The 24,699-nt window shown below is 63.6% G+C and carries 23 protein-coding genes; 9 read left to right on the top strand and 14 right to left on the bottom strand.

Annotated elements, in window-relative coordinates; all coding sequences use genetic code 11:
- The first annotated feature begins 16 nt into the window (after nucleotides 1-16).
- Entirely contained in the window at nucleotides 17-370 is a 354-nt protein-coding gene (locus BM133_RS17155; RefSeq protein WP_093436057.1) for a phage holin family protein, read from the top strand.
- Nucleotides 371-386: 16 nt separating this feature from the next.
- Here the strand turns inward: BM133_RS17155 and BM133_RS17150 are convergent, their stop codons facing one another.
- The gene (locus tag BM133_RS17150) at nucleotides 387-1,955 is read right to left on the bottom strand and encodes a M48 family metalloprotease (protein WP_093436054.1); all 1,569 of its coding nucleotides are present in this window, start codon (nucleotides 1,953-1,955) and stop codon (nucleotides 387-389) included.
- Nucleotides 1,956-2,068: 113 nt separating this feature from the next.
- Here BM133_RS17150 and moaC point away from each other — a divergent pair, with 113 nt between their 5' ends.
- The 7 genes from moaC (at nucleotide 2,069) to BM133_RS17115 (ending at nucleotide 10,379) form a co-directional block, all read left to right on the top strand.
- Nucleotides 2,069-2,551 (top strand): cyclic pyranopterin monophosphate synthase MoaC, encoded by a 483-nt coding sequence (gene moaC / locus BM133_RS17145; protein ID WP_093436051.1) that lies wholly within the window; start codon nucleotides 2,069-2,071, stop codon nucleotides 2,549-2,551.
- A gap of 192 nt (nucleotides 2,552-2,743) precedes the next feature.
- Complete coding sequence (locus tag BM133_RS17140; protein ID WP_305728066.1) at nucleotides 2,744-3,232, top strand: type IV pilin protein; 489 nt, start codon at nucleotides 2,744-2,746, stop codon at nucleotides 3,230-3,232.
- Between the two features lie 30 nt (nucleotides 3,233-3,262).
- Entirely contained in the window at nucleotides 3,263-3,853 is a 591-nt protein-coding gene (locus BM133_RS17135; RefSeq protein ID WP_177224863.1) for a GspH/FimT family pseudopilin, read from the top strand.
- Nucleotides 3,850-4,356, top strand: coding sequence for a type IV pilus modification protein PilV (gene pilV, locus BM133_RS17130; RefSeq protein ID WP_143100145.1), 507 nt, complete (start codon nucleotides 3,850-3,852; stop codon nucleotides 4,354-4,356). The genes BM133_RS17135 and pilV overlap by 4 nt, the downstream gene beginning before the upstream one ends.
- Before the next feature lie 8 nt (nucleotides 4,357-4,364).
- Nucleotides 4,365-5,534: a PilW family protein gene (locus tag BM133_RS17125; protein WP_093436040.1), complete on the top strand. Its 1,170-nt coding sequence runs from the start codon at nucleotides 4,365-4,367 to the stop codon at nucleotides 5,532-5,534.
- Nucleotides 5,528-6,208 (top strand): pilus assembly PilX family protein, encoded by a 681-nt coding sequence (locus tag BM133_RS17120; RefSeq protein ID WP_143100144.1) that lies wholly within the window; start codon nucleotides 5,528-5,530, stop codon nucleotides 6,206-6,208. Before BM133_RS17125 ends, BM133_RS17120 begins: the two co-directional genes overlap by 7 nt.
- 25 nt (nucleotides 6,209-6,233) lie before the next feature.
- Complete coding sequence (locus BM133_RS17115; protein WP_093436034.1) at nucleotides 6,234-10,379, top strand: pilus assembly protein; 4,146 nt, start codon at nucleotides 6,234-6,236, stop codon at nucleotides 10,377-10,379.
- 33 nt (nucleotides 10,380-10,412) lie between these two features.
- Here BM133_RS17115 and BM133_RS17110 read toward each other — a convergent pair whose 3' ends face one another.
- From BM133_RS17110 to sucC, 10 genes are all read right to left on the bottom strand, one after another.
- Nucleotides 10,413-12,140, bottom strand: a complete 1,728-nt coding sequence (locus BM133_RS17110) for a PglL family O-oligosaccharyltransferase (protein ID WP_093436031.1) — start codon at nucleotides 12,138-12,140, stop codon at nucleotides 10,413-10,415.
- 45 nt (nucleotides 12,141-12,185) lie between these two features.
- Entirely contained in the window at nucleotides 12,186-12,689 is a 504-nt protein-coding gene (locus BM133_RS17105; RefSeq protein ID WP_093436029.1) for a pilin, read from the bottom strand.
- Between the two features lie 810 nt (nucleotides 12,690-13,499).
- Entirely contained in the window at nucleotides 13,500-14,021 is a 522-nt protein-coding gene (locus BM133_RS17100; protein WP_093436026.1) for a pilin, read from the bottom strand.
- Nucleotides 14,022-14,228: 207 nt separating this feature from the next.
- Nucleotides 14,229-15,032 carry a 3',5'-cyclic-nucleotide phosphodiesterase gene (locus tag BM133_RS17095; protein ID WP_093436023.1) on the bottom strand — a complete coding sequence of 268 codons (804 nt, stop codon included), beginning with the start codon at nucleotides 15,030-15,032 and terminating at the stop codon, nucleotides 14,229-14,231.
- A gap of 29 nt (nucleotides 15,033-15,061) precedes the next feature.
- Nucleotides 15,062-17,311, bottom strand: coding sequence for a CHASE2 domain-containing protein (locus BM133_RS17090; RefSeq protein ID WP_093436020.1), 2,250 nt, complete (start codon nucleotides 17,309-17,311; stop codon nucleotides 15,062-15,064).
- A 48-nt stretch (nucleotides 17,312-17,359) separates the two neighbouring features.
- The gene (locus BM133_RS17085) at nucleotides 17,360-18,037 is read right to left on the bottom strand and encodes an FHA domain-containing protein (protein ID WP_093436017.1); all 678 of its coding nucleotides are present in this window, start codon (nucleotides 18,035-18,037) and stop codon (nucleotides 17,360-17,362) included.
- A 66-nt stretch (nucleotides 18,038-18,103) separates the two neighbouring features.
- The gene (locus BM133_RS17080; RefSeq protein WP_093436014.1) at nucleotides 18,104-18,913 is read right to left on the bottom strand and encodes a Stp1/IreP family PP2C-type Ser/Thr phosphatase; all 810 of its coding nucleotides are present in this window, start codon (nucleotides 18,911-18,913) and stop codon (nucleotides 18,104-18,106) included.
- 28 nt (nucleotides 18,914-18,941) lie between these two features.
- Entirely contained in the window at nucleotides 18,942-19,625 is a 684-nt protein-coding gene (locus tag BM133_RS17075; protein WP_093436011.1) for a TerC family protein, read from the bottom strand.
- Nucleotides 19,626-19,743: 118 nt separating this feature from the next.
- Nucleotides 19,744-20,637 (bottom strand): succinate--CoA ligase subunit alpha, encoded by an 894-nt coding sequence (gene sucD / locus BM133_RS17070; protein WP_093436008.1) that lies wholly within the window; start codon nucleotides 20,635-20,637, stop codon nucleotides 19,744-19,746.
- A 10-nt stretch (nucleotides 20,638-20,647) separates the two neighbouring features.
- Nucleotides 20,648-21,814: an ADP-forming succinate--CoA ligase subunit beta gene (gene sucC, locus BM133_RS17065; protein WP_093436005.1), complete on the bottom strand. Its 1,167-nt coding sequence runs from the start codon at nucleotides 21,812-21,814 to the stop codon at nucleotides 20,648-20,650.
- A 202-nt stretch (nucleotides 21,815-22,016) separates the two neighbouring features.
- On the opposite strand from sucC, the gene argC reads away from it, so the two are divergent.
- Nucleotides 22,017-22,940, top strand: coding sequence for an N-acetyl-gamma-glutamyl-phosphate reductase (gene argC / locus BM133_RS17060; RefSeq protein ID WP_093436002.1), 924 nt, complete (start codon nucleotides 22,017-22,019; stop codon nucleotides 22,938-22,940).
- A 22-nt stretch (nucleotides 22,941-22,962) separates the two neighbouring features.
- Here argC and BM133_RS17055 read toward each other — a convergent pair whose 3' ends face one another.
- The 3 genes from BM133_RS17055 to recX form a co-directional block, all read right to left on the bottom strand.
- A complete protein-coding gene (locus BM133_RS17055) occupies nucleotides 22,963-23,691 on the bottom strand; it encodes a hypothetical protein (RefSeq protein ID WP_093435999.1) in 729 nt (242 codons plus the stop codon).
- Between the two features lie 113 nt (nucleotides 23,692-23,804).
- Nucleotides 23,805-24,236, bottom strand: coding sequence for a polyketide cyclase (locus BM133_RS17050; protein ID WP_093435996.1), 432 nt, complete (start codon nucleotides 24,234-24,236; stop codon nucleotides 23,805-23,807).
- A complete protein-coding gene (gene recX / locus BM133_RS17045) occupies nucleotides 24,217-24,678 on the bottom strand; it encodes a recombination regulator RecX (protein ID WP_093435993.1) in 462 nt (153 codons plus the stop codon). Before recX ends, BM133_RS17050 begins: the two co-directional genes overlap by 20 nt.
- Nucleotides 24,679-24,699 lie beyond the last annotated feature (21 nt).

Here is a 24,699-nt window from a genome sequence, read left to right as displayed (position 1 = left end):
GGGTATCCTGCGCCGCATGCGCATCATCATCAAATGGCTGCTCAGCGCCGTCGCGCTGCTGGCGGTGGCTTATCTCTACCCCGGTGTCCAGGTTGCAAGCTTCGGCTCCGCGCTCATCGCGGCCGCGGTGATCGGCCTCCTGAACATGATCGTGCGGCCGGTGCTGGTGGTGCTGACGCTGCCGGTCACCATCGTCACGCTCGGGCTCTTCCTGTTCGTGATCAACGCGCTCCTGTTCTGGGCCGCGTCGGGCCTTTTGGGCGGCTTTCACGTCAACGGCTTCGTGGCCGCGCTGATCGGCTCGCTGATCTACTCGCTGCTGGGCCTTCTCATCGAAGCCGCCCTGGGCGGGCTGCTCTCCAAGCGCTGAGCTCGGCAGCGCACGGCTACTTCAGCGGCGGCTCCTCGGCCTGCTGCTTCACCAGCACGTCGATGGCCCGCGCGCGGGTGTCGATGATCGACGCCTCGTAGTGATCGATGGGCGCACCCGACTTGCGCACCAGCTCCTGCGCCGCCTTGAAGCGGTCGCGCGCCGCGGGGTAGTCCAGGATCGCCACATTGGCTTCGGCATCGGCGCGCACGGCGCGCAGCGTGTCGTTCTGCGCGCCATACAGGTTGCCCAGCACGCGCCACGCCGTGGCATCGCGCGGGTTGGCCGCGACCCAGTCGCGCAGCACGGGAATCATCGGCGCGGGCTGGCGCGTGGCGGCTGCGGCCTCGGCCGCGAGGATCATCTCGGGGCGCTCCTTCGACTTGGCATCGAGCAGCGCGGCGGCCTTGGCCGGCGCGCCGGCGGCCAGTTCGATCTCGGCATCGAGCCAACGCGCCTGCTTGGCTGCCGCCGGGTCTTCCGCGGTGCGTGCCACGAGCCGCTCGGCCAGGGTGCGCGCGGCCTTGTAGTCGCGCAGTTCCTTGGCCGCGAGCGCCGCTGCGTAGAGCGTTCCGGCCTGCTGTGCTGGCGTGCTTCGGGCGAACTCGCCGCTGGCGGCGGCGTCGACCCAGAGCCGCAGCACATCGACGCCGGGCCGCGTCAGCACCCGGGCGCGCGAGGCGATCATCGCGTGGTCCATGGCGAGCGGCAGCGCGGGCGCCGTGTCCATGCGGAACTGGAACCGGCCCTGCATGTCGGAGATGCGCTCGGTCGTGAGCGGGTGGCTGCGCAGGTACGGGTAGGAGCCGTTGTCGTTCAGGCGCGAGGCGTACTGCAGCTTCTCGAACATGGCCGCCGCGCCCTGCGGCGCGAAACCCGCCTGCGTCATCACGCCGAAGCCGATGCGGTCGGCCTCGCGTTCCATGTCGCGCGAGAAGCTCAGCTGGTTCTGCATGAAGAGCGCCTGGCTGCCCATGATCACGGCCTGGCCGGCGTCGGAATTGCGGCTCTTGCTGGCCGCGATCATCCCCAGGATGAGGCCGGCGATCATGAGCGGCATCTGCTTGCCCTGCTTGCTCATGATCCGGGAGATGTGGCGCTGCGTGACGTGCGAGAGCTCGTGGCCGAGCACCGTCGCCAGCTCGTCGCGGCTGCCGACCGCGGCCACCAGCCCCAGGTTCAGGCCCAGGTAGCCGCCCGGCAGCGCGAAGGCATTGATGTTGCGGTCGCGGCCCAGGAGGACGGTCCAGGCAAAGCGCTCGTCCAGCTCGGGCGTGAGTTCGCCACGGGCGCGGGCGGCGGCGAGCAGGCGCTGCCAGATGTCCTGGACGTAGGCGGCGATCACCGGATCGTCGATGTAGTCGGTGTCGCGGTAGAGCTCGCGGGCGATCTGGTCACCCAGGCTGCGCTCGGCGCTGGCGGTCATTTCGCCGCCGTCGCCCAGGCCGGGCAGGATCTGCTGCATCTGCGCACTGGCGGGTATCGGCAGCAGGGCCTGGGCCGCTATCAAAACGGAAGCGCAGATCGCGCGCAGGGCGGGCGTTGCGGTGGTCTTTGGCTTTGCTAAGGGAGTCAAGCGCAGCATTCCTCGTCCATGGCTGGGGCTCGTATGATGCATCTTCAAAACGAACGTTCACCCATGAGCGCCGCGCCGGGCAGCCAAGCTCGCACCGCAGTGCGAAGCACGAAGGTATCCCCATGAGCACACTCACCCATTTTGACGCCCAGGGCCAGGCCCACATGGTCGACGTGGCCGCCAAGCCGGCGACCCACCGCGTGGCGGTTGCCACCGGACGCATCGAGATGCAGGCGGCGACGCTGGCGCTGATCGAATCGGGGACGGCGAAGAAGGGGGACGTGCTGGGGGTTGCGCGGATCGCGGGCATCCAGGCAGCCAAGAAGACGAGCGACCTGATTCCGCTGTGCCATCCGCTGGCGCTGACGCGGGTGGCGATAGGGTTTGCGCTGGCTGAAGGTGGGGGTGCGCCGCAGGTGGCTTGTACGGCGACTGTCGAGACTGTCGGGCCTACCGGGGTGGAGATGGAGGCTTTAACGGCGGTGCAGGTGGCGCTGCTGACGATTTACGACATGTGCAAGGCGGTGGACCGGGGGATGCGGATCACCGATGTGCATGTGGTGGAGAAGCATGGGGGGAAGTCGGGGAGTTGGGTGGCTGACTGACCGCAAACTTCAAGAAATACGAATAAAAAGAGAGCTAAAGGCCTCTCAGCGATCGGAAATTGAGGGACGAGCGGCACATCGCCCCTGACGAGCGGTTTTTGCCGCGGGCAAACATCTGGTGACAATCTGTGACTAATGTCAACAGATTGCTCCCCCTCGGATCGAGCGGGAAGCACCTCAGGAAAGCCCGCCGTGAATCACTCGCCTTCTTGCAGTCGCATCCCGTCCTCCCGCCATCGCGTGCGGGGCTTCACCCTGATCGAAATCATGATCGTGGTGGTGATCATCGGGGTGCTGTCGGCCATTGCCGTGCCGTTGTATGGCGAATATGTGCTTCGTGGGCGCATTCCCGACGCAACGTCGAATCTGTCGGCATTGGCGGTCAAGATGGAACAAGGTTTTCAAGACAACCGCACCTACAACCTGACAGGCTCCACAACCAAGTGTCTGGTCGATGATGCGACCACGGGAGACATCGTAAAGCTCAACAACACGAACAAGAGCTTTCAGTTCTCGTGCGTTGCAACGTCCGACACATTCACGATTACGGCCGGAGGCAGGGCAAACACCATGTCCGGCTTCGAGTTCACACTCGATCAGAAGAGCGGCAAGACCTCCAAGGGCAAGACGGGCTGGACCGCCGGCACCAACTGCTGGATCACCAACAAGGGCGGGTGCTGAATGCCAGCGCGTCCATCTCCGCGATCGCATTTGGCGATCGCCCAGCGCGGTGTCTCGCTGATCGAGTTGCTCGTTGGCATTGCGATCATCGTGATTGCCGTGGCCCTCGGCGCGCCCTCCTTCACCGAATGGATCTACAACTCGCAGATCCGCAGCACTGCCGAATCCGTGCAGAACGGCTTGCAGTCCGCTCGCTCGGAGGCCGTTCGGCGGAACACGCCCGTGCGAATGCAGCTCACCACCTCGCTGGACGACTCCTGCGCCATCGCCACGGCGGGCCCCAACTGGGTCGTTAGCACTGCATCGCCCGTATCGAAATGCGGCAGTGGCAACACCGACATCTCCCAGATGGGGCAGTCAGTATCCGGTCGCGCAAGCGCCACCATCGATAGCGGGCACGCGGGCGTTTTCGGTTTCAGCGGTTTGGGACGCATGACCACGACGACATCTCCCGACACAAAGCTGGAAGACGCTGTCATCAATATTCAGTCCAGCAAAGGCACCTGCGCTGCGGACGGCGGCAACTTGCGCTGCTTGCGGATCCTGGTCTCCGCCGGGGGCCAGATTCGCATGTGCGACCCCAAACGAGGCAGCGGGGATCCGATGGCCTGCATTCCATGAAGAAGACCATGAACGCCAATCTTCACCATCGAAGCGCACGTTGCGCCCGCGTCTCTCGCGCATCCAAGAATCAACGAGGCATCGTGCTGCTGGAAGCTCTCGTCGCACTGTTGATCTTCTCGGTCGGCGTGCTCGGACTGATCGGCCTGCAAGCCACCTCCGTCAAGCAGGCGTCGGCTGCGGAGTATCGATCGACTGCGGTGCTCCAGGCCAATGACCTGGTCAGTCGCATGTGGGTCAGCGACCGCACAGACCTGATCCTGCAAGCTCAGTTCGTCACGGACGGCGACGGATACAAAGCTTGGAAAGATGCCTGGGCCAGCGCATTGCCGGGCACCAGTGTGACGGGCAACAAGCCCACCGTCAGCATTGCCAGCCAGCCCAAGGGCTCTACGGCGACGCTCGGCACCAATCTGGTCACCATCACCATCTACTGGCAGGCGCCGGGCGATGACCAGCGCAAGTACGTCATGGTCGCGCAACTCGACCAGCCGCAGAAGTAAGCCCAGCAATGAACCCACCTATCCGCTCCCGCCAACGCCAGGCGACCTCAGGCTTCAGCCTGATCGAGATTCTGGTCGGCCTGCTGATCGGCATGCTGTCCGTCATCGTCATCATGCAGGTCTTCGGCGTCTTCGAAGGCAACAAGCGCACCACCACCGGCGGTGACGATGCGCAGATCAACGGCACCGTCGCGCTGTACGGCATCGAGCGCGACGTGCGCGAAGCCGGCTACGGCATCAACACCTTCAGCCTGCTGGGTTGCAGCCTGAGCTTCAAGACGAGCGAGGACACCAAGACGGTCAAGCTCGATGCACTGGCACCTGCGATGGTCAACCCGGTGGCGACGATCGTTCCAGCTGGAACTGCGGGGACCGATACGCTGCTGGTTATCTTCGGCACCAGCGACAGCCCCTCCGAAGGCGACCTCATTGCCACCGCGCCTTCCACCAAGAGCTATCCGATCACCACGGCGAAGTCGTTTGCTGCTGGCGACTACGTGGTTGCGCAACCTTCGGCCCGGCCAACCCCCTGTGATTTGACTCTCGACAAAGTCACCGCTGTCAGTGGCACCACGCTTACCGTCGACCCGGGGGATGCTACCGGCCTGGCATTGGGCAGCATGGTCTACAACATGGGCAAGGGACTCGTCGTCCGCGCCTACGCTGTGCGCGACGGCAATCTCACCGTGTGCGACTACACGGCCTACAACTGTGGTGACGCAACCTATGCGACACCGAATTCGGTCGATCCGAAAGTCTGGGTTCCCATCGCGCCCAACATCGTCGGCTTGCGAGCGCAGTACGGACGCGACACCTCGGGCATCGCGTCCAACAAGTTGTCCGGCATCGTCGATACCTACGACCAGATCACACCCGGCAGCACCGCGGACAAGAGCGGACTGGCCGTGCAATGCGCTTGGGCACGTGCGCTTGCCTTGCGTGTGGTGTTGGTGGCACGCAGCGGCCAATACACCAAGTACGACGCGGCCGCCGGTGAAGCTCCGTCGACGAGTGCAGCTCCCACATGGGCTGGCACGTCGTCCACGCCCATCGACCTGAGCGGCAATTCGGAATGGAAGAACTATCGCTACAAGACACTGCAAACCACGGTCCCGGTCCGCAACCTGGTCTGGCAGGGGTCGCAGACCACGGCGCAAGGAGGGACCGGCGGATGCTGAGCAATGAATTTCGAATGGGACGCCCAAGCATGAGCAAAGGTCGCGCGAACGGCCGCCGGTCTCGCCAACGCGGCGTGGTGCTGATCCTTGCACTGATCGTCCTGGTTGCGCTGACACTGGCGGCCGTTGCACTGACGCGTTCGGTCGGCACATCCAACAGCATCGCCGGCAACCTGGCGTTCCAGCAGGCTGCCACGCACTCTGCCGACCGCGGGGTCGAAGAGGCCGTGAAGTGGCTGGAGGACAACGTCAACGTAGCGACTGGCTGCAGTTCCGGCAGCGCTGTTGCTTGCGACCAAGCGGCAGCCGGCTACTTTGCCGCGAGAGCCGATCCCGCAGCGGACCAGAGTTGGGCCGATTACTGGAAGGCAACGCTCACCTCCAAGGCCAAGTCCTTGGACAAGGATGCGTCGACCAGCAATACGGTGCGCTATGTCATTCACCGGATGTGCGAAACCACTGGCGAGGCCAACACCAGTGCGAACGTATGCGCCACGTCACCTCGCGCCGTAGCGGGCAGTTGCCCCGGCGGCACCTCTTGCACCGGCGGCGGCGGGCGCGGCGGCACAGGCAGCAACGTGGATTCGCCCAAGCAGACCTACTACCGCATCACCGTGATCGTCGACGGTCCACGCAACACCCAGAGCATGGTCCAGGCCATGGTGGCGATCTAGTCGCCGCAACAGGAAGAACCAACCCATGAAACGTAGCACTACTCATTTCTTGCAGGCGACCTTCTGCATCGTGCCGTTGCTGGCGGCGATGTACACCGCCATCGCAGCGCCCACCGATCTGGCGACCGCGCCGCTCGAAACCTCTAGTCCCACCCTAGTCAACCCCAACCTCTTCTTCGTGCTGGACGACTCGGGCAGTATGACCTGGGACTTTCTGCCCGACTGGGCTGGCAGCGATACCGACTACACAGGGATTCCTGGCCTCGTTCGCAACAGCGGCTACAACAAGATCTACTACAACCCGCGAAACACGTATGCACCGCCGGTGAAGTACAACGGCGGCACCTATGATTCGATGGGGTCGGACAAGTGGGCAGCAGTGCCGTACGATGGCTATAGCGTACAGATAGCAGACACTGGGAACCCCGGTGGCTTGGCAAATCTTTTTACCAACAAGAACTCCGGCCCCGCGCAGAACCTTGTGGGCAACGCCTACTACTACACGTTCGTGGCGGGCGAGTACTGCACGGATCAGAGCCAGCGTAGCTGCACCGCGCAGCCCGACCCGACACCAGCAAACCCCGTGCTCGCCACTTTGCGCTGGTGCACCGACAACACGCTGACCGATTGCCAGGCGACTCGAATCGATACGGCACCAAGCGGAGGCAGCGCCTATACCTATGCGCGCTATCCAGGACAGCGAGTCATTGGAGCGAAGAGCGCGACCAGCAGGGTGAGTCTCAGCAACGCCACGACCAAGACATCCGTCACGGGTATTACCGTCAATTCCGCGCAGATCATGGCGGGGGCAACAGACAGCTTTACCAATCGCGGCGACATGGCGACGGCGATTGCAAACAGCATCAACAAGTGCACCACGACCGTCACCGGCAATTGCACTGTCTCGGGTTTCAGCGCCACCACCGGGAACAACACGGTGACGATCATTGCGCCCGACTCCATGGGCGCCATCACGTACACACCCGCAGTCACCAAGACAGGAGGAAACATGGGCTTCACACCCGCCGCTTTCAGCGGCGGCGTGACGGCCGTCTATGTGCCTGGGCAGAACGTGTTGACGACCATCGCGAGTGGGGGAAGCTACCCTCAGACCGGCACGCGCTCGGATTGCGTCAGCACCACGTCGTGCACCTACACCGAGGAGATGACCAACTTCGCGAACTGGTGGGCGTACTACCGCACCCGGATGCAGATGACAAAGACCGCCGCAGGCCTTGGCTTTTCAGGCCTCACGAGCAGCTACCGCATTGGCTACATGAGCCTGAACAACAACACGGGCTCCGATTTTCTCAATCTCGCGGACATCACCACCGCAGAGAACGGGCAGAAAGACCTGTGGTACCGAAAGCTGGTGGCGGCCAAGCCGAACAACGGCACCGGCCTGCGCGTGGCGCTGTCGACAGCGGGCCGCATGTACGCGGGGAAGCTCACGGGAAGCCAGAAACTCTGGCAGGACGCCTCGAGCGGTAACACGACATCCGTGACCGTCAACGACCCGATGCAGTTTGCCTGCCAGCGCAACTACACGCTGCTCTCGACGGACGGTTATTGGAACGAAGCAGAAACCGTGAATCGCAACAGGGTCACATCCAACACCATCACGAAGGTCGACGGCACAACCGCCATCGGCGACCAGGACAGCGACAGCGCGATTCCACGGCCGTATTACGACAACGACAAAGTCTCGAACACGCTTGCAGACGTTGCGCAGTACTACTACACCACCGACATTCGTTCGTCTATTCTCGGCACCGACAAGAACGCAGCGGGCGTGGACGTCGGGGCAGACGACACCCTGATCGGCCAGCAACGCATGTACACCTACACCATCGGTCTCGGCGTGTCGGGCTACATGCAGTACCAGCCCGATTATCAAACAGCAACCAGTGGCGATTACTACGACGTTCTCAAAGGTACGACTGCATCGAACACGAAGTGCCGCTGGCAAAGTTCGGGGGATTGCAATTGGCCAAAACCCGTGAGCGGCTCGCAGACCACCGTGGACGATCTGTGGCATGCCGCGGTGAATGGCCGAGGCACCTACTACAGTGCGGGCGATCCGATTGCCGTGAAGGACGGCATCACCAACTTTCTCAACAGCGTTGCCGCGATGAACAGTGCGGGTGCGGCAGTTTCGCCCAGTACCGCCAACGTGACGAACAGCGACAACTTCCTTTTCGACGCTGGGTTCACTTCGGTGCAGTGGTTCGGCGAGTTGGCACGCTATTCCATCGATCCGGTCACGGGCAAGCCGGGTACGGTACCGGCATGGACGCAATCGGGCGTGGCCAACTCCACATCTGGAACGGCGCCCACGCCACTGCTGGACAACAGGGCCTGGGCCACGCGCAAGATCTACACCAATGACGGGACCACGCTGAAAGACTTCACCTGGGATTCTTTGTCCGCCACGATGAAGAACTACTTCAGAAAGGCTGCCATCGGCTCGCTCACGCAGTTTTGCGCGAAGGGCAGCGCTTGTGTGCCGGCGACCCAGCAGATCGACAGCACGACCCCGGGCACGGACACCGGCATGGCCGGCGTCAACCTGGTCAACTTCCTGCGCGGCGACCGCACCAATGAGGGCGACGCAGGCGGCAAGTACTACTTCAAGCGCACGCACGTGCTGGGAGACATCGTGGGATCGCAGTCGGCGTACGTGAAGAAGTCGAACTTCAACTACACCGATACGGGCTACGCCCTTTTCAAGAAGGACAACGAGACGCGGCAAGGGATGCTTTATGTCGGGGCCAACGATGGCATGCTGCATGCGTTCAACGCCGACACTGGCGCCGAAAGCTGGGCCTATATCCCCTCGGTGCTGCTGCCCAATCTCTACCAGCTCGCAGACAAGAGCTACGACCGCAAACACACCTACTTCGTGAACGGCTCGCCCCAACAAGGCGAGGCCTATTTCGATGGTGCGTGGCACACACTACTGGTCGGCGGCCTCTCGGCCGGCGGTCGAGGCTACTACGCTCTCGACGTCACCACGCCCGACACGCCCAAGGTGCTGTGGGAGTTCAACGTCAACAGCGACAACGACCTCGGCTACACCTATGGCATCCCGATCATCACCAAGTTGAACGACGGCACCTGGGTTGTGCTCCTCACCTCGGGCTACAACAACGTCTCGCCGGGCAATGGCGGCGGATACCTCTGGGTGCTGAACGCGAAGACGGGTGCAGTCATCAAGAAGATCGGTACGGGTGTCGGCAGCGCCACGGCGGCGGTTGCGGGTTCGGGTTGCACGGTGGCCCCATGCCCCAGTGGCCTGTCGCGCATCAGCGCGTGGATGGACAACATCAACCTCAACAACACCGTGACCCAGGTGTACAGCGGAGATCTCTACGGCAATGTCTGGCGCTTCGACCTCAGCAAGCTGAAGGCAGATGGCGCCAACGAGCCGACCGTTCAATTGCTCGCCACCTTGCAGGACGCCACCAACAACCCGCAGCCTATCACCAGCTGGATCGAACTTGGCTTTGCCGCCAGCAGCCACATCATCTATGTGGGCACGGGCAGCTATCTCGGCGTTTCAGATCTCGACCTGAGCAGCGACCAAGGCAAACAGGTTCAGACCATCTACGCCATCAAGGATCCACTGACAGGCAGCAGCAAGACCACCAGCCTGTACGAAAGCCCGCGCAACACAGCTTGCTCAACAACGCTCAAGAACAACTGCTTCATGAAGCAGACGTTCACTGACAAGGATGGGGTGCGCACTGTTGCGAGCACGATGAGCTATGCCACCAACCTGAGCAACATGTATGGCTGGTTCATCGATCTGCCTAACAAGGGCGAGCGGATCAACACCGACTCAACGCTGCAATTGGGCGTGCTCGTTTTTGTGTCGAACATGCCGAGCACCGAGAATGCATGCGGCATTGGCGGATCCAGCTACCTGAACTACGTGGACTACAAGACCGGTCTGTCGCTGTATCCCGCGACGAAGGCACAGGTCGTTGGCACCCTCCTTTCCGGTGGCAACGGACTGGGTGCTTCCGCAGCGGTCTTTGCACGAAAAGGAAGCCAGCTGATCGGCAGCGTGAAGCTCTCGACCGGCAAGCTGGAGAACATCGAGTTGCCCCCGGGCGCAGGTGGTCCGGGTACGCGCCGTGTGTCGTGGCGCGAACTTGTCGCCAGATGATGTCCTGGCGATGACCCCCGGCAAACGCCGAAATCAGGGCGCCGACGAATCGATCGGCTTGCCCTCCAGCCACAGCCCGTACTCGAGCGGAAACGCGATGCTGAATCGCTCTGCTTCGGTACGGGCTTCTTCATGCCGGCCCAACAGTTGCGCGCTTTCGATCAGCTTGACGATCACGCGTGGTTCCGGAGAGAAATGCAGGACGCGTTGGGCCAGGGCATGCACCTCTGCGGCATTCGAAGAACTGACGCTTGTCAACGTGAGCTTGGCGAAGCCCACTTGATTCGCAAACAGCCAAGAACCTTGTAGCTTGGCGAGCGTGTCCTCTTCATAAGCGGGCAATCGCTCGTCACGCGGAAGATAGATCTGGCTGATACGGATGTAGTCCCAGCTCGCGTAGCCGACGATGGCGAGTAACACGGCAGCTGCCACCGTAGGCAGCGTGCGGGCCCAGGGCCACGCTGAGGCTTCACTGTGATTTTCGGCCGACCAGAGAATGCCGAGGCAGAGACCGAACACCATCTGGAAGGGGCCGTACCACAGCGGATATTCGAGCAGGCTGTGCAATACGATCACGCCAAGCAGTCCCCAGGCCATGAGCCGAAACGGGTCACGCTCGCGCCAGGGTCTCGCAGTGATCACCAGCCAGAGAAAGCCGCCGCAGATCAATGCGGCCGCAGGGATGCCGAGCTCCACCGCGAGATGCAGCGGCAGGTTGTGCGCGTTGTCGAGGATTTCGACGAAGCGCTCGCCGGGGTAGAGCGTGCTGTGCATGTAGTGCGCGAAGCTCAGCTCGCCCCATCCCCAGCCGGTCCATGGATGCTCGGCGACAAGCGTGAGGACGTTGCCCCAGAGGATCATCCGGCTGTGCCCGACAGGCGCGCCTTCGCTCAGGCGCTGCACCATGCTGTCGACGCCGCTGCCCGCAAGTTGAGGCAGGAGCCAGGCGATGGCGAAGTACAGCGGGATCCACGACAGCAGAGTCAGCGGTGCTGGCAGGCGTAGCGGGGACTCCGGATCGGCGCGGCGTGCCTGCCGTTCGCGTCGCGCGATGAAAGCCGAAACTCCGACGATGGCGAGGACCTCGAGCAAGCCGGTGCGCGATGTCGAGGCCGCGGCGGCGACCAGCAGAAGCGAGACGATGCCGACCCACAGCAGGCGTCGCTGCGGCGGCCCGGTGCGATAGCGCTCGTAAAGCCAAAGCGCCGCGATCAACGCCATGCTGATCAGGCTCGCGAACTGATTGCGTTGCCGCAGGTTGCCGAAGGCCTGGCCGGCGCCGGGCTCAGTGGTCCAAGGATGGAGAAGGCCTGCGAGGTCGTAGTACTGGAGCAGTCCCAGCACTGCGCTGATGGCGCCTGCCCACAGCAGGCCGTGAGCCAGAACCGCTTGCATTTGGGCGCGGTCCTTCGGCACCAGAGCAGCACCAACAAAGGCGGCCGTGCCGGCAGCGAAGACCACCGCGACGGCGGATAGCCAGGGGGCGGCTCCAAGATAAGGGCTCTGGAAGACTGCGATGAGCACCGCGCTCGCTGCGAGCCACGCCATGACAAACGGGTAAGGCTTGAAACGCATCGCTCCTGCAAAGAGAAGCAAAGCTGCGATGCACAACCAAGACGCCAGCTGTTGCCAGACGTTGACTGAGGGACCTGCTGTGATCGGAAAGAGAAATGGCAGCGCGATCAGCGCGTGGCAAATCGGGGGGGAGAAGTCTTGCTTGGCAGGGTCGTCAGCGCTGGCGTGCGTTGCGAAGGAACTCATTTAGGAGATTCTGCCCGCGCCCGTTGAACCGAGGAAGGTTACTCATCACAGCGGGCAGGCCAACGAAACGTACCTCGCATCAATGTTGGCAGCCTTGCAACTCCAGGTGCCGTTCAAGTCACGAGTCCATGTGATGGTTCCAGCCGTTGCGCTCTGCAACGGGGTTCCCGCGAGATTTCCAAAGGTTGCCACGATTTTTGATGGAACGGTGGTGGACAGGGTGACTTGTGGCACGCCGGTACCGGACGTCGACCACAACTCGGCAATCGTCGGCGCCGCATTTCCTGCGGTCGCCTGCAGGTTTGAGCCGGTCGCTTGAGGGTCGCAGTTGCTGGCGATGGCCGGATCTCCGACATTGATCTTCCCATTCAGCAAGCAAATTTCCACGGCAGGTTTAATAGATCCAGATTCACCAACCACGCGCTGAACTTGCGATCGGAAAACATGATTTTGATATTGCGGGATCGCAATAGCTGCAAGTATTCCAATGATCGCGACAACAATCATCAATTCAATTAACGTGAAGCCTTTATTCGCCTGATTTTTCATGCGTCAGTCTCTTCAATACTAGTTACTGAATACATAAGAATTTTTTGCCGTCTAGTTTGACCTTGAAACTGATCACGCGAGCACGAGCCTATATTTTTTAACAAGACTCTGCCTATTTGTTATTGGTCAATGTCGGAAAATGAATTGATTAGCGCCCGAAGTGTTATTTCATCTTCATTTTAAAGTTAATTGAAAATCCCGATCCAGTCTCGATGCGAGACGTCAATTTTTCGAACTTATTTTTAACCCCAGCGACCACCATAAAATTAATTTACGAAAGAGTCATTCCAGAGTCCATCTTCAAATAGCGGAGTATTTTTGAAATATCAATCCAACGACGCCCGCCTACAGCAGTCAGTTGCGGCAAACTGTAATGTGGAAGAGCCTTTAAAGAGAATTATCCACACCCAATAGTCTATCAACGAGATGCTGCACAGCTTCAAATCGGTCTGAAGGCTGGACTTCAAAGGCATTGAGCTTCTGCTCGGGACTCAGTGGCGCAGGCGCGCAAAAGGCATCTGATGGAGACTGAAATGAAATGCCGAGATGACGCCGAACCACAGCGCTGATGACCATGCTTGTGCAGCTACACCAGTACGGTCGATTGCCCCCGATATCGCAGTTGCCTCAACCTTACAGGACTTTTCCATGGGTCATCCGCACAAAACTCAAAGCCACGCGAGGTCTGCTGCGCACGTTTGATGCCGAATTTTCCATTAGCTTGCCTTTTTTTAAAGCTCAGCGCACTTCCGTACGGATAAAAAAAAGCAGCGCTGAAGCGCTGCTTTTATGGGTGCCTACTAGACGAGATTAGGTGGCCGAGAAGGGGCAAGAAACTGGAGCGAACTTCGCGTCAGCGCCGGTTTTGCAGGTCCAGGTGCCAGCGATATCGCGAGTCCAAGTCACGGTCTTGGTCTTGAGAACCTGAGCTGCACTGTTGCCAAAAGTTGCAACGATGGTTGTGGGGGTGCTAGCACTGCCCCAAGTGACGTTAGGCACGTCGGTACCGGACGGGAGAGCAGTAATAGTCGGGGCAGCATTGCCCGTCGTACCGGCGCCCTGAATGTTGGATCCGGTGGCTTGCGGATCGCAATTGGTTGCTAGCGTTGCGGGATCACCGACTGCGAGCTTTCCATCCAGAATGCAAGCTTCAACCGCAGACTTGATAGCGCCAGCTTCAGCCACAACGCGGGTAACTTGCGACTTCGCTACATACGTCTGGTACTGCGGAATCGCGATAGCAGCCAAGATACCAATGATCGCCACAACGATCATCAATTCGATAAGGGTAAAGCCGGCCTGTGCGCGGCGAGCAATCTTGCGAACGTTCATGAGAAAAACTCCAGGTTGGTTTGTAAAGCCCGGGAACCAGCCCGGAGCGAAGTACCTTCCGCAGCATCCATGCCACCCGGTTTCCTACCCTTGCAGTGACCGAATGCGTCACCTTTGTTCACATTGGCGTTACAACAGGTGACACAACTTGCTTCAAGATGCTACAAGCAGTGACAAATTTGTCATGCCGCGCAGCCCCGGCAAGACTCAGAAAGTCAGAATCCCATCCGCCTTCAGCCAGCGAATGTCCCGCTGCGCCAAGCCGGCCACCTGCCGCCCGGCCAGCGTCTCGATCTGGCTCATGATTTCTTCGGTTTCCGCCGGCTTGGTGTGGGTGATGTAGATCGGGTAGTCCTTCCCCGGATCGATGTGCGCCAGTTCGTCGGCCAGCACCGCGGGCGACAGGTGCAGGCTGCGCTCCGCCAGCGCCTGCTCGCGGCTACTGAAGGCCGTTTCGATGACCAGCATCGCCACGTCCAGCGCATTGACGCGGTCCCAGAAGGGCGCGTTGCGCTCGGTGTCTCCGCTGAAGACCCAGTGGGCGCCCCCGGTGGCGCGGCGCACGGCGAAACCGCAGGCCGGCACGGTATGAACGGCCGGGAGCACCTCGATCAGCTTGGGCGCCCTGGTGCCCAGCTGCAGCATCTGCCCCACCGAGATGTCGTGGAAGCTCACGAACGGCGCTTCGGCGCTCGGAATGCTCTCGAAATCAGGCCAGATGACGTTGTTGAACACGTGCGCGCGCAGCGCCTCGATGGTCGCGCGCAGCGCATGCACGCGCAGCGGCTGGGTGCGGCGGCTGCCCACGGCGTCGAGCATCAGGGGCAATGCGGCGATGTGGTCCAGGTGGCTGTGCGTGAGCACGACATCGTCGATGCGCGCCATCTCGTCGAGCGTGAGGTCGCCAACGCCGGTGCCCGCATCGACGAGCAGGTCCGTGTCGACCAGGAACGAGGTCGTGCGGCAGTCTTTGGCGATGGCGCCTGAGCAACCCAGCACACGAACCTGCATTGTGAGAGACCCCTCGTCTGTGTCTGTCGTCATTTGGTTTCGAACCGGGTTGCGCCGTCCCAGCCCGGGTCTTGCGGACGCAACGCCATCGAGGCTAATCGCTGGGCGTAGAGCTGGTAAAGGACTTTTTTGGCATCCGCGGCGAGCAGGGGAGCGAGCAAGTTTCGGCCCACGGCCCAATCCTGGCGGCGGTAGGCCGCCAGCACCTGCGCCCACCGCTGGAGCTGCCCCGTGCGCTGCGCCGCAATGGCCGCTTCCGTGGTGAGCGGCGTGAAGATGGCCACGGCCTGCGCCTTGCCTTTGACGAGCACGCTGTCCAGCTCCTGCCAGGTGTAGCCGGGCGTCAGGTCGCGCGTCGTTCCGCTGGCCACGACTTCGACGCCGTAGTGCCCGCTGAGGCCCTCCAGCCGCGACGCGAGGTTGACCGCGTCGCCGACCACGGTGTAGCTGCGGCGCGCGGTCGAGCCCATGTCGCCGACGCTCATCACGCCGCTGTTGATGCCGATGCCCACGCTGATTTCGGGGCGCCCGCCCGCGCGGTGGATCCGGTTCATGTCGCGCACGGCATCGGCCATGTCCAGCGCCGCGCGCACGGCCAGCGCGGCGTGGTCGGGCGTGTCGATCGGCGCGCCCCAGAAAGCCATGACGCAATCGCCCATGTACTTGTCCACGGTGCCGCGGTGCGCGCTGATCACGTTGGTGAGCCGGCTGAAAACGGTGTTCAGGAAGGCCTGCAGTTCGGCCGGCGCCATCTGCTCCGACAGGCGCGTGAAGTCGCGCATGTCGCAGAACAGCACGGTCATTTCCTTGCTCTCGGCGCGCATGCTGTAGCGGCCCGGGCGCTGCAGCATTTCATTGACCAGCTGCGGCGGCACGTAGGTCCCGAAGAGCCGCACCAGCCCGCGCCGCGTGCGCGACTCGACGAAGTAGCCCCAACTCATGTTGAGCGCGAAGGCCAGCGCCACCATGACGAGCGCCGAGGCGAGCGGCAGCACGAGGCTGTGGCTCGCATAGAGCCAGGTGTTCAGCGCGACCAGCACCGCGGCCGTTCCCGCGCCCAGCAGCACGGCCCGCGGCGCCGACAGCAGCGACAGTCCGAATGCCAGCACGAGCCCCGCGATCAGCACCGTCAGCACCTCGTAGCCGGGCGCGTAGTCCGGCACGGCGAGCAGGCGCTGATCGAGCAGGCCCGAGACGATGTTGGCGTGCACCTCGACGCCCGGAAACGCCGCGCCCACCGGCGTCGCGCGCAGGTCCTGCAGGCCCGGCGCGGTCGCGCCCATGAGCACGATCTTGTCCTTCAGCTCGCCGGGCGCGAGCCGGCCTTCGACCACATCGGCGGCCGCTATGTAGCGGAACGACCCCCCGGTCGCGCCACCGGGTCCGCGAAACGGCACCTGCATGCTGGCGGTTTCATCGACGGGGATGCGCAGGCGCCCCATCGCCAGCGAGTCGAGCCGCGGCACGCCGCCGCCCGGCGCCAGGAGCGGGCGCACCGGCGGCGACCCGTTCGCGAGCCGGTAGACGGCAAGGCCCAGCGATTCGTAATACCCCGGCTGCGCGTGGTCGCCTTCGTAGCGCGCGATGAGCGGCACGCTGCGAATGGCGCCGTCGCCGGTCTCCCCGACCAGCGTGTTGAGGAAACCCGCGGCGGGCGCGGCCTGCGCCAGCATCGGCAGGCTGGCGCCGAAACCGTTCCAGCCCGTGGCGTAGGCGGTGCCTCCCGGAAAGGTGCCGGGCGGCAGCAGCGGCGCCGCCGGCAATTGCCCTTTTGCGCTCGGCGTCGGCGTCCGGGTGAAGTAGTAGCCGAGCGCGACCGGCCGGTTGCGCAGCGCCCCGGCGAACGTGATGTCGTGGTCGAGCGTGGGCGCGAGCCGTTCGATTTCGGCGGCAAGACCCGGCATGTTGCGCAGCGGCCCGCTCGCGATCTGGCGCAGCCTCTCGGTGCTGGAGCTGCGGTCGGGCTCCAGGAACATGACGTCGAACCCGAGCACGGCCACCTGCTGGCGGACCAGGAGCTCGGTCGTGAGGCGGGCCATCGTGTTGCGTGCCCAGGGCCACTGCCCCTGGCGCGCGAGGCTCACATCGTCGACGTCGACGATCACGACGCGCGTGTCCAGCGTGCGCGGCATGGTGGCACGCAGGCGGATGTCGTAGATCAGGTGATCGAGGCGCTCGAACGCCGTCAGCTGCCAGATGCCGGTGGCATGCGCCAGCGCCAGCAGAACCGGCAGCAGCGTGATGGCAATGCGCGGCCAGTGCCGCCGCAGCGCTTTCATGAGGTCTCGCTCAGGCGGCCCGTGCTGCGCAGGTAAAAAAGAAAAGGCTCAGACCCGGACGAACTGCATGCGCGTGACGCCGCCGAGTTCGAGCACGTCGCGCTCCTGCAATGCGACGGCGTCGGTGCCGAGCACCGCGCCGTTGAGCGTGACGTTGCCCATGACGCTGGCGGCCACGTAGCCCTGCCGGCGGCGCGTGACGACCGCGACGGCGACGCCGGGCTTGCCGATGGTGGTGACCACCTTCTGCAGCGGCACGTCCTGGGCGTCCGGGCCATCCTGGCCATTCGGGGCGTGGCCGCTACCGGAGAGTACGCGAAGCATTGGGATGCCCAGCTCGATGAGCGCGCCGGATTCAGTGGGCGCCGACGAGAGCGGAATGGACGTGGAGAACTCGCCCGGGGCACTGCGCGCCGAGCCGGGGCCGATGGCCAGGTTGCTGCGGGCGCGAAAGTGGATGCGGCAACCACCGACCTCGACGACGTCGTTGTCCTTGAGCGTCTGCTTCTGGATGGCCAGCGCGTTGACGTAGGTGCCGTTGGTGCTGTTGAGATCTTCAATTTGGACTTCGCCACCGCTCATGTGCAGCACGGCATGCTCGCCGCTGACCGCCAGATTGTCGATCACGATGTCGTTGTAGGCGCGCCGGCCCAGCGTCGTGCGGTCCTTGGCGAGCGCCACTTGTCCGATGACCACGCCATCGACCGAAATGATCATCTTCGGCATTGCCGGCTCCCCAAGTGCAAAACTGTATCGAGCGCAAGCCGGACGGCTGGTTGCCGCCGGGGCCTGCTACCTGGCCATCCGGGACGTGTCGCCAACGTCCGCCCTTGCCAGAACAACCGAAATGTTGTCCCGGCCGCCATTGTCGTTTGCAATTGCAACCAAAAGTTGTGCTTTTTTCTGAAGGCCGACATCGTGTCCTAAAAGCGTGAAAAGCTGCGCATCCGTGATCATCTCGCTCAACCCGTCGGAGCAAAGCATATAGAGATCGCCGGGTCTTGCGCTGTGCTCATGCATCTCCAGCAAGACCTGGGCCTCCACGCCGACCGCCCGGGTCACGAGGTTGCGGGTGGGCGAATTCAGCGCTTCCTCGGCGGTGATGGCGCCGGCGTCCAGTTGCTGCTGGCGCAGCGAATGGTCGCGCGTGAGCAATTCCAGCTTGTTGTTGCGCAGCCGATAGCAGCGCGAGTCGCCGATGTGGCCGACCAGCACGCGCTGGGGCCGGAAAGCCGCCAGCACCAGCGTCGTTCCCATGCCCTGCAGCTCCGCGTTGGTCGTGCCGGCATGCAGGATCGACGCATTGGCCTCGTCCGTGGCGGCCTGCAGCGCCCGGCGCACCACGCGCGCCGGCGCTTGGAGCCCGGCCTGGGCGAACCAGCGGGCGAAGCTGGCGTGCAGCAGCGAAACGGCCATGGCGCTGGCCACCTCGCCGCCCTTGTAGCCGCCCATGCCGTCGGCCAGCACGGCGATCCCGAGCTCGGGATCGACATGAACGGCGTCTTCGTTGTGGGCGCGCACGCGCCCGACATCGGTCAGCGCCGCGAACTCCCAGCACAGCGCCGGCCGGCTCGAGAAAAGGGAAGCGCCGACGCTCGCCATGGTCTGCAGGCGTCGGCCGAGCGAACGCTCAGTGTGCAGCGGCGTGCGAACGCCGTTGCAGCAAGCGGCCCACGGCCACGACGAACACCGCACCGGCCGCAGCCGCTGCATAGTGCAACCAGGGGTTGGCCACCAGCACGTCGCGCAGCGCGACGTCGCTCACGATGGTTTCGCCGCCGACCCAGCCGATCAGCGCGGCACCCAGCATGACGATGATCGGGAAGCGTTCCATGAGCTTGATCATGAGGGTGCTGCCGAAAATGACCAAGGGAATGCTGATCGCCAGGCCCAGGATCAGCAGAACCATGCTGCCCTGCGCGGCTGCCGCAACGGCGATCACGTTGTCCAGGCTCATCACCAGGTCGGCCAGGAGGATGGTGCGCACCGCAGTCATCATGCTGCCGTATTCCTTGGACTCGCCCTCGCCCTCGTCTTCTTCACCCAGGAGCTGCAGGCCGATCCACAGCAGCAGGATGCCGCCGATGATCTGAAGGTAAGGCAGCGCCAGCAGCTTGGCGGCCACCACCGTCAGCACGATCCGCAGCACCACGGCCGCGCCCGAGCCGAACAGCACGGCCTTTTTCTGTTGCGCGGGTGGCAACGACCGGGCAGCCATGGCAATCACCACGGCGTTGTCGCCCGAAAGAATGATGTTGATCCAGATGATCTTGACCAGACCGATCCAGAAATCTGTGCTTTGAAGGAGTTCCATGTCTCTGATCCCACTGTGTTTTATTTGAAAAAAGCGCCCGCAATCCAGTGCGGGCGCTTTTTTATTTCTGTGGTCCTCGCATGACCCGGCTCTGTGGCCGGTGTCCTGCAGCCGTCTCTTAGAGCCTGGCCTTGAGCAGCTTGGCCAGTTCCGAGAAATTGCGCGTCACGGTGAAGCCGGACTCTTCCATGATGGCGAGCTTGGCATCGGCCGTGTCGGCACCGCCCGAGATCAGCGCGCCGGCGTGGCCCATGCGCTTGCCGGGAGGAGCGGTGACACCGGCGATGAAGCCGACGACCGGCTTCTTCATGTGTTCCTTGCACCAGCGGGCGGCGTCGGCTTCGTCGGGGCCGCCGATTTCGCCGATCATGATCACGGCGTCGGTGTCCGGATCGTCGTTGAAGGCCTTCATCACGTCGATGTGCTTCAGGCCGTTGATCGGGTCGCCGCCAATGCCCACCGCCGACGATTGGCCGAGGCCGATCTCGGTCAGTTGAGCCACGGCTTCATACGTCAGCGTGCCCGAGCGCGAGACCACGCCGATGCGGCCCTTGCGGTGGATGTGGCCGGGCATGATGCCGATCTTGATTTCGTCGGGCGTTATGAGGCCGGGGCAGTTCGGGCCCAGCAGCAAGGTCTTCTTGCCGCCGGCCGCTTCCTTGGCCTTCATCTTGTTGCGCACTTCGAGCATGTCGCGAACCGGGATGCCTTCGGTGATGCAGATCGCCAGGTCCAGGTCGGCTTCGACGGCTTCCCAGATGGCGGCCGCGGCGCCTGCCGGCGGCACGTAGATCACCGACACGGTGGCGCCGGTTTGCGAAGCGGCTTCCTTCACCGAACCGAAGATCGGGATGTTGAAGATCGACTCGCCGGCCTTCTTCGGGTTCACGCCCGCCACGAAGGCGTTCTTGCCGTTCGCGTATTCCTGGCACTTCTCGGTGTGGAACTGGCCGGTCTTGCCGGTGATGCCTTGGGTGATGACTTTGGTGTCTTTGTTGATGTAGATCGACATGACTTGTTCCTTAGGCCTTCTTGACTGCTGCCACGACCTTCTGGGCCGCTTCCGCCATGGTGTCGGCGCTGATGATCGGCAGGCCCGAATCGGCCAGCAGCTTCTTGCCTTCGACTTCGTTGGTGCCCTTCATGCGCACGACCAGCGGCACTTGCAGGTTCACGGCCTTGCAGGCTGCGATCACGCCGGTGGCGATGGTGTCGCACTTCATGATGCCGCCGAAGATGTTCACGAGGATGGCTTCCACGTTCTTGTTCTTCAGCATGATCTTGAAGGCTTCGGTGACCTTCTCGGGGGTGGCGCCGCCGCCCACGTCCAGGAAGTTGGCCGGCTCGCCGCCGAACAGCTTGATGGTGTCCATGGTGGCCATGGCCAGGCCCGCGCCGTTCACCAGGCAGCCGATGTTGCCGTCCAGCGAGATGTAGGCCAGGTCGAACTTGGAGGCTTCCACTTCGGCCGCGTCTTCTTCGTCCAGGTCGCGCAGCGCGACGATGTCGGGGTGGCGGAACAGCGCGTTGCTGTCGAAGTTGAACTTGGCGTCCAGCGCCATGACATTGCCCTTGCTGTCACGGTTGAGCGGGTTGATCTCGACCAGCGAGGCGTCCGTCTCCATGTAGCAGGTGTAGAGCTTCTTCAGGATGTCGACCGTTTGCGCGGTCGAGTCGGCCGGCATGCCGATGCCGTCGGCGATCTCTTTGGCCTGTTCGTCGGTCAGGCCCTTTTCGGGGTCTGCGAACACCGTGATGATCTTTTCCGGCGAGGAGTGGGCCACTTCCTCGATGTCCATGCCGCCTTCGCTCGAAGCGATGAACGCCACCTTCTGGGTGGCGCGGTCGGTCACGGCCGAAATGTAGTATTCCTTGTTGATGTCGGCGCCATCTTCGATGTAGAGGCGGCGCACCTTCTGGCCTTCGGGGCCGGTCTGGTGGGTCTTGAGCTGCATGCCGAGGATTTCGCCGGCGAGCTTCTTGACGTCTTCGATCGACTTGGCGACCTTGACGCCACCGCCCTTGCCGCGACCACCCGCGTGGATCTGGGCCTTGACGACCCAGACCGGGCCTCCAAGTTTCTGGGCGGCTTCGACAGCCTCCTGAACCGTATAGGCCGGAATGCCGCGCGGCACCGGCACGCCGAACTTGGCAAGGATTTCCTTGCCTTGGTACTCGTGAATCTTCATGAGGGTTGTCTCTCGGAAGGAGGAGGTTGAGAACGGGAGATCTGGGGAGGCTGTTTCTGCTCTGTTGTTCGCGGGCGACGGCAGCCTGACGGCTGGGGGCGGCGAACAACCGCGGACTGTATCATGGTGCGCCGCACCAATACTCGACGTGCGGTTGCGGTCAATACGTACTTTCTTCTAGCCACTCTACGCATACTCCGATATGGCCAAGGTTTTCATCGACGGCGAAGCCGGCACCACCGGCCTTCAGATTCGCGAGCGGCTGCAGACGATGCCCCAGGTCGAGCTCGTGAGCATCGCACCCGAGTTGCGAAAAGACGTGAACGCCAAGCGCGAGTTGATGGCCAGCGTCGACCTCGTGGTGCTCTGCCTGCACGACGACGCGGCCCGCGAATCCGTCGCGCTGATCGATCAGCTGTCCGGCAAGAAACCCAAGATCATCGACGCCTCCACTGCGCACCGCGTGGCGCCCGGCTGGGTGTTCGGCTTCCCCGAATTGGCCGAAGGCCACTGGCAGGCCGTGGCGCAGGCCGACCGCGTCGGCAACCCCGGTTGCTACGCGACCGGCGCCATCGCCATGGTGCGTCCGCTGGTCGATGCGGGCATCCTGCCGGTCGACTTTCCGGTGTCGCTGCCCTCGGTGAGCGGCTACTCGGGCGGCGGCCGGGCCATGATCGAAGAGTACGAGAGCGGCAAGGCGCCGCTGTTCGAGACCTACGCGCTGGGCCTCAAGCACAAGCACATTCCCGAAATCATGGCGTACACCGGCCTCACGCGCCGGCCCGTCTTCATTCCTTCGGTGGGCAATTTCAAGCAGGGCATGCTGGTGCAGTTGCCGCTGCATCTGGACCTGCTGCCCGGCAGGCCGAAGTCCGGCGACCTGCAGGACGCGCTTGCCGCGCACTACGCGCGCAGCAACACGCCCGAGCAGTTCGTGAAGGTGCTGCCGCCCACCGACAACGGCAAGCTCGACGCGCTGGCGCTCAACGACACCAACCAGCTCGAGATCCGCGTGTTCCCGAACGAAGACCACCGCCATGCCGTGGTGATCGCGCGCCTGGACAACCTCGGCAAGGGCGCCAGCGGCGCCGCGGTGCAGAACCTGAAGCTGATGCTGGCGCTCTGAGCGCCACGCGCCTTTTCTTTTCTTACTTGACGAGCCAGAGGCCCACGCCCAGCAGGACGGCGTGTGCGCCCAGCGCAATGTAGAGCGGCTTGCGCGACGGCGTCGACATCTCCTGCAGCGTCTCGTTGATGCGGCGCGTGAGCAGCGCGCGCAAGGCCGGGTCTTGCGCCACGCCCTCCCCCGCCACCGGTTCGCCATGTTCGACGCGGCCTTGCTGCCACTCGGCCAGCATGTCGCTCAATGGCAGGCGGTTCACCACGAACGCCACCACCGACCGCACCGCCCTGCCCTCGCCCAGCACCGGCGCGAGCTGCTTGGTCAGTGCGTCGACCGACAGCCAGTCGGCCGTGCGCTGCAGCGCGCCGTGCGTGCGCGGCATCGCTTCGATGCGGCCCGCGACGGCGCCGGCCAGCCGCTGCGACACCGCCTCGCCGCGCGCCGCGACCAAGTGCTGCATCGCCTTGGCGCGCCCCTGCTGCACGCCCAGCATCGCGTAGACGACAACGAACAGGAGCAGAAGCACCGCGACCAGCACCGGCGGCGAGGTGACGAGCGCCACGATGGCCCCGGCACCGCCGGCCCGTGCCGCCGGATTGCCCGGCCCGTTCAGCTGACTCAGGTAGAAAAAGAAGACCCCGCCACCGAGCACGATGCCGAGCAGCACGCCCTTGATGACCGAGCCGGCGAAGCTGAGGCCGGCCTTGGCGCCGGTGCGAACGAGAGACGGTTGGCTGACAGGTTCAGACGGCATGAAGACTCCTCCGGGATTTTTTTGGAAAACCGGCGCATGCAACGCCGCTCGCCGCAGATCATGCCATCGCCGCCCCGCACCGCCCACCCCACCTTCCCACAGGCGCGATCGGCTCAGTCCGCTTCGAGCAGCCGCTGCAGCGATTGCAGATCGCGCGCGATCCAGCCGGCATCGCGCTCGAAGGCCGCATCGTCCATGTGCGGCTGGCGCAGCAGCGTGAACTGCAGTTCGCAGGCATCCGGCGCGACGCCGATCACGCGAAACGGCAGATAGACCTCCGGCACGCCTTCGGGCGCGACCCAGTGGTCGAGCACGCCGAAGTCGTTGGCGGGCGCGAAACGCATGCGGGCATCGCCGCTCTCGGGCGTGCGCACGATCCAGTGGTCGCCCTGCGGCAGCAGCGCGCTCTTGGCGAGGCCGCTGGCCCAGTCGGGCAGGCGCGCCGGATCGGCGGCAACTTTGTAGGCGCGGCGCCATTCGCAAGCCACGCGCTGCGTGATGACGCGCGACTGCACGCCGTGATCTTCATTCGTCTGCTGTTTCATCGAAATCGCTCCTGAGCACCCTGGACACGACGGCGCCCGAGAAACCGCGCGCCATCAGGAATCGCATCTGCTTCGCCCGCTCCTTCGCATCGGCCGGTGCAGCGTCGAAGCGGCGGCGCCACAGGGCCGTGGCGCGTTCGACTTCCGTCTCCTGCAGGCCGGCCACCGCCTGGGCGATGGCCTCGGGCGCGATGCCCTTGGCCTGCAGCTCTTGCCTGACCCGCAGCGCGCCCGATCGGGCGGCGCGCTGGTTCAACACCGAGGCCACGACGCGCGGCTCGCTGATGAAGTCCTTGGCCACCAGCTCGTCGAGTGCACGGGCCAGCGTGCCGGGTTCTTCTTCATGCTTTGCCAGCTTGCGCTCCAGCTCCGCGCGCGAATGCTCGCGCTGGCTCAGGAGCCGCAATGCACGGCCTTTGAGGGAGGGGGCGCCGAAAGCCATTCGGGGGTCGCTCGCGCGGCC

This window comes from Variovorax sp. 770b2, assembly GCF_900115685.1.
Taxonomy (GTDB): Bacteria; Pseudomonadota; Gammaproteobacteria; order Burkholderiales; family Burkholderiaceae_C; genus Variovorax.
Note: the sequence above shows the minus strand (reverse complement) of the source record. Positions and strands in the feature narration are given on the sequence as shown.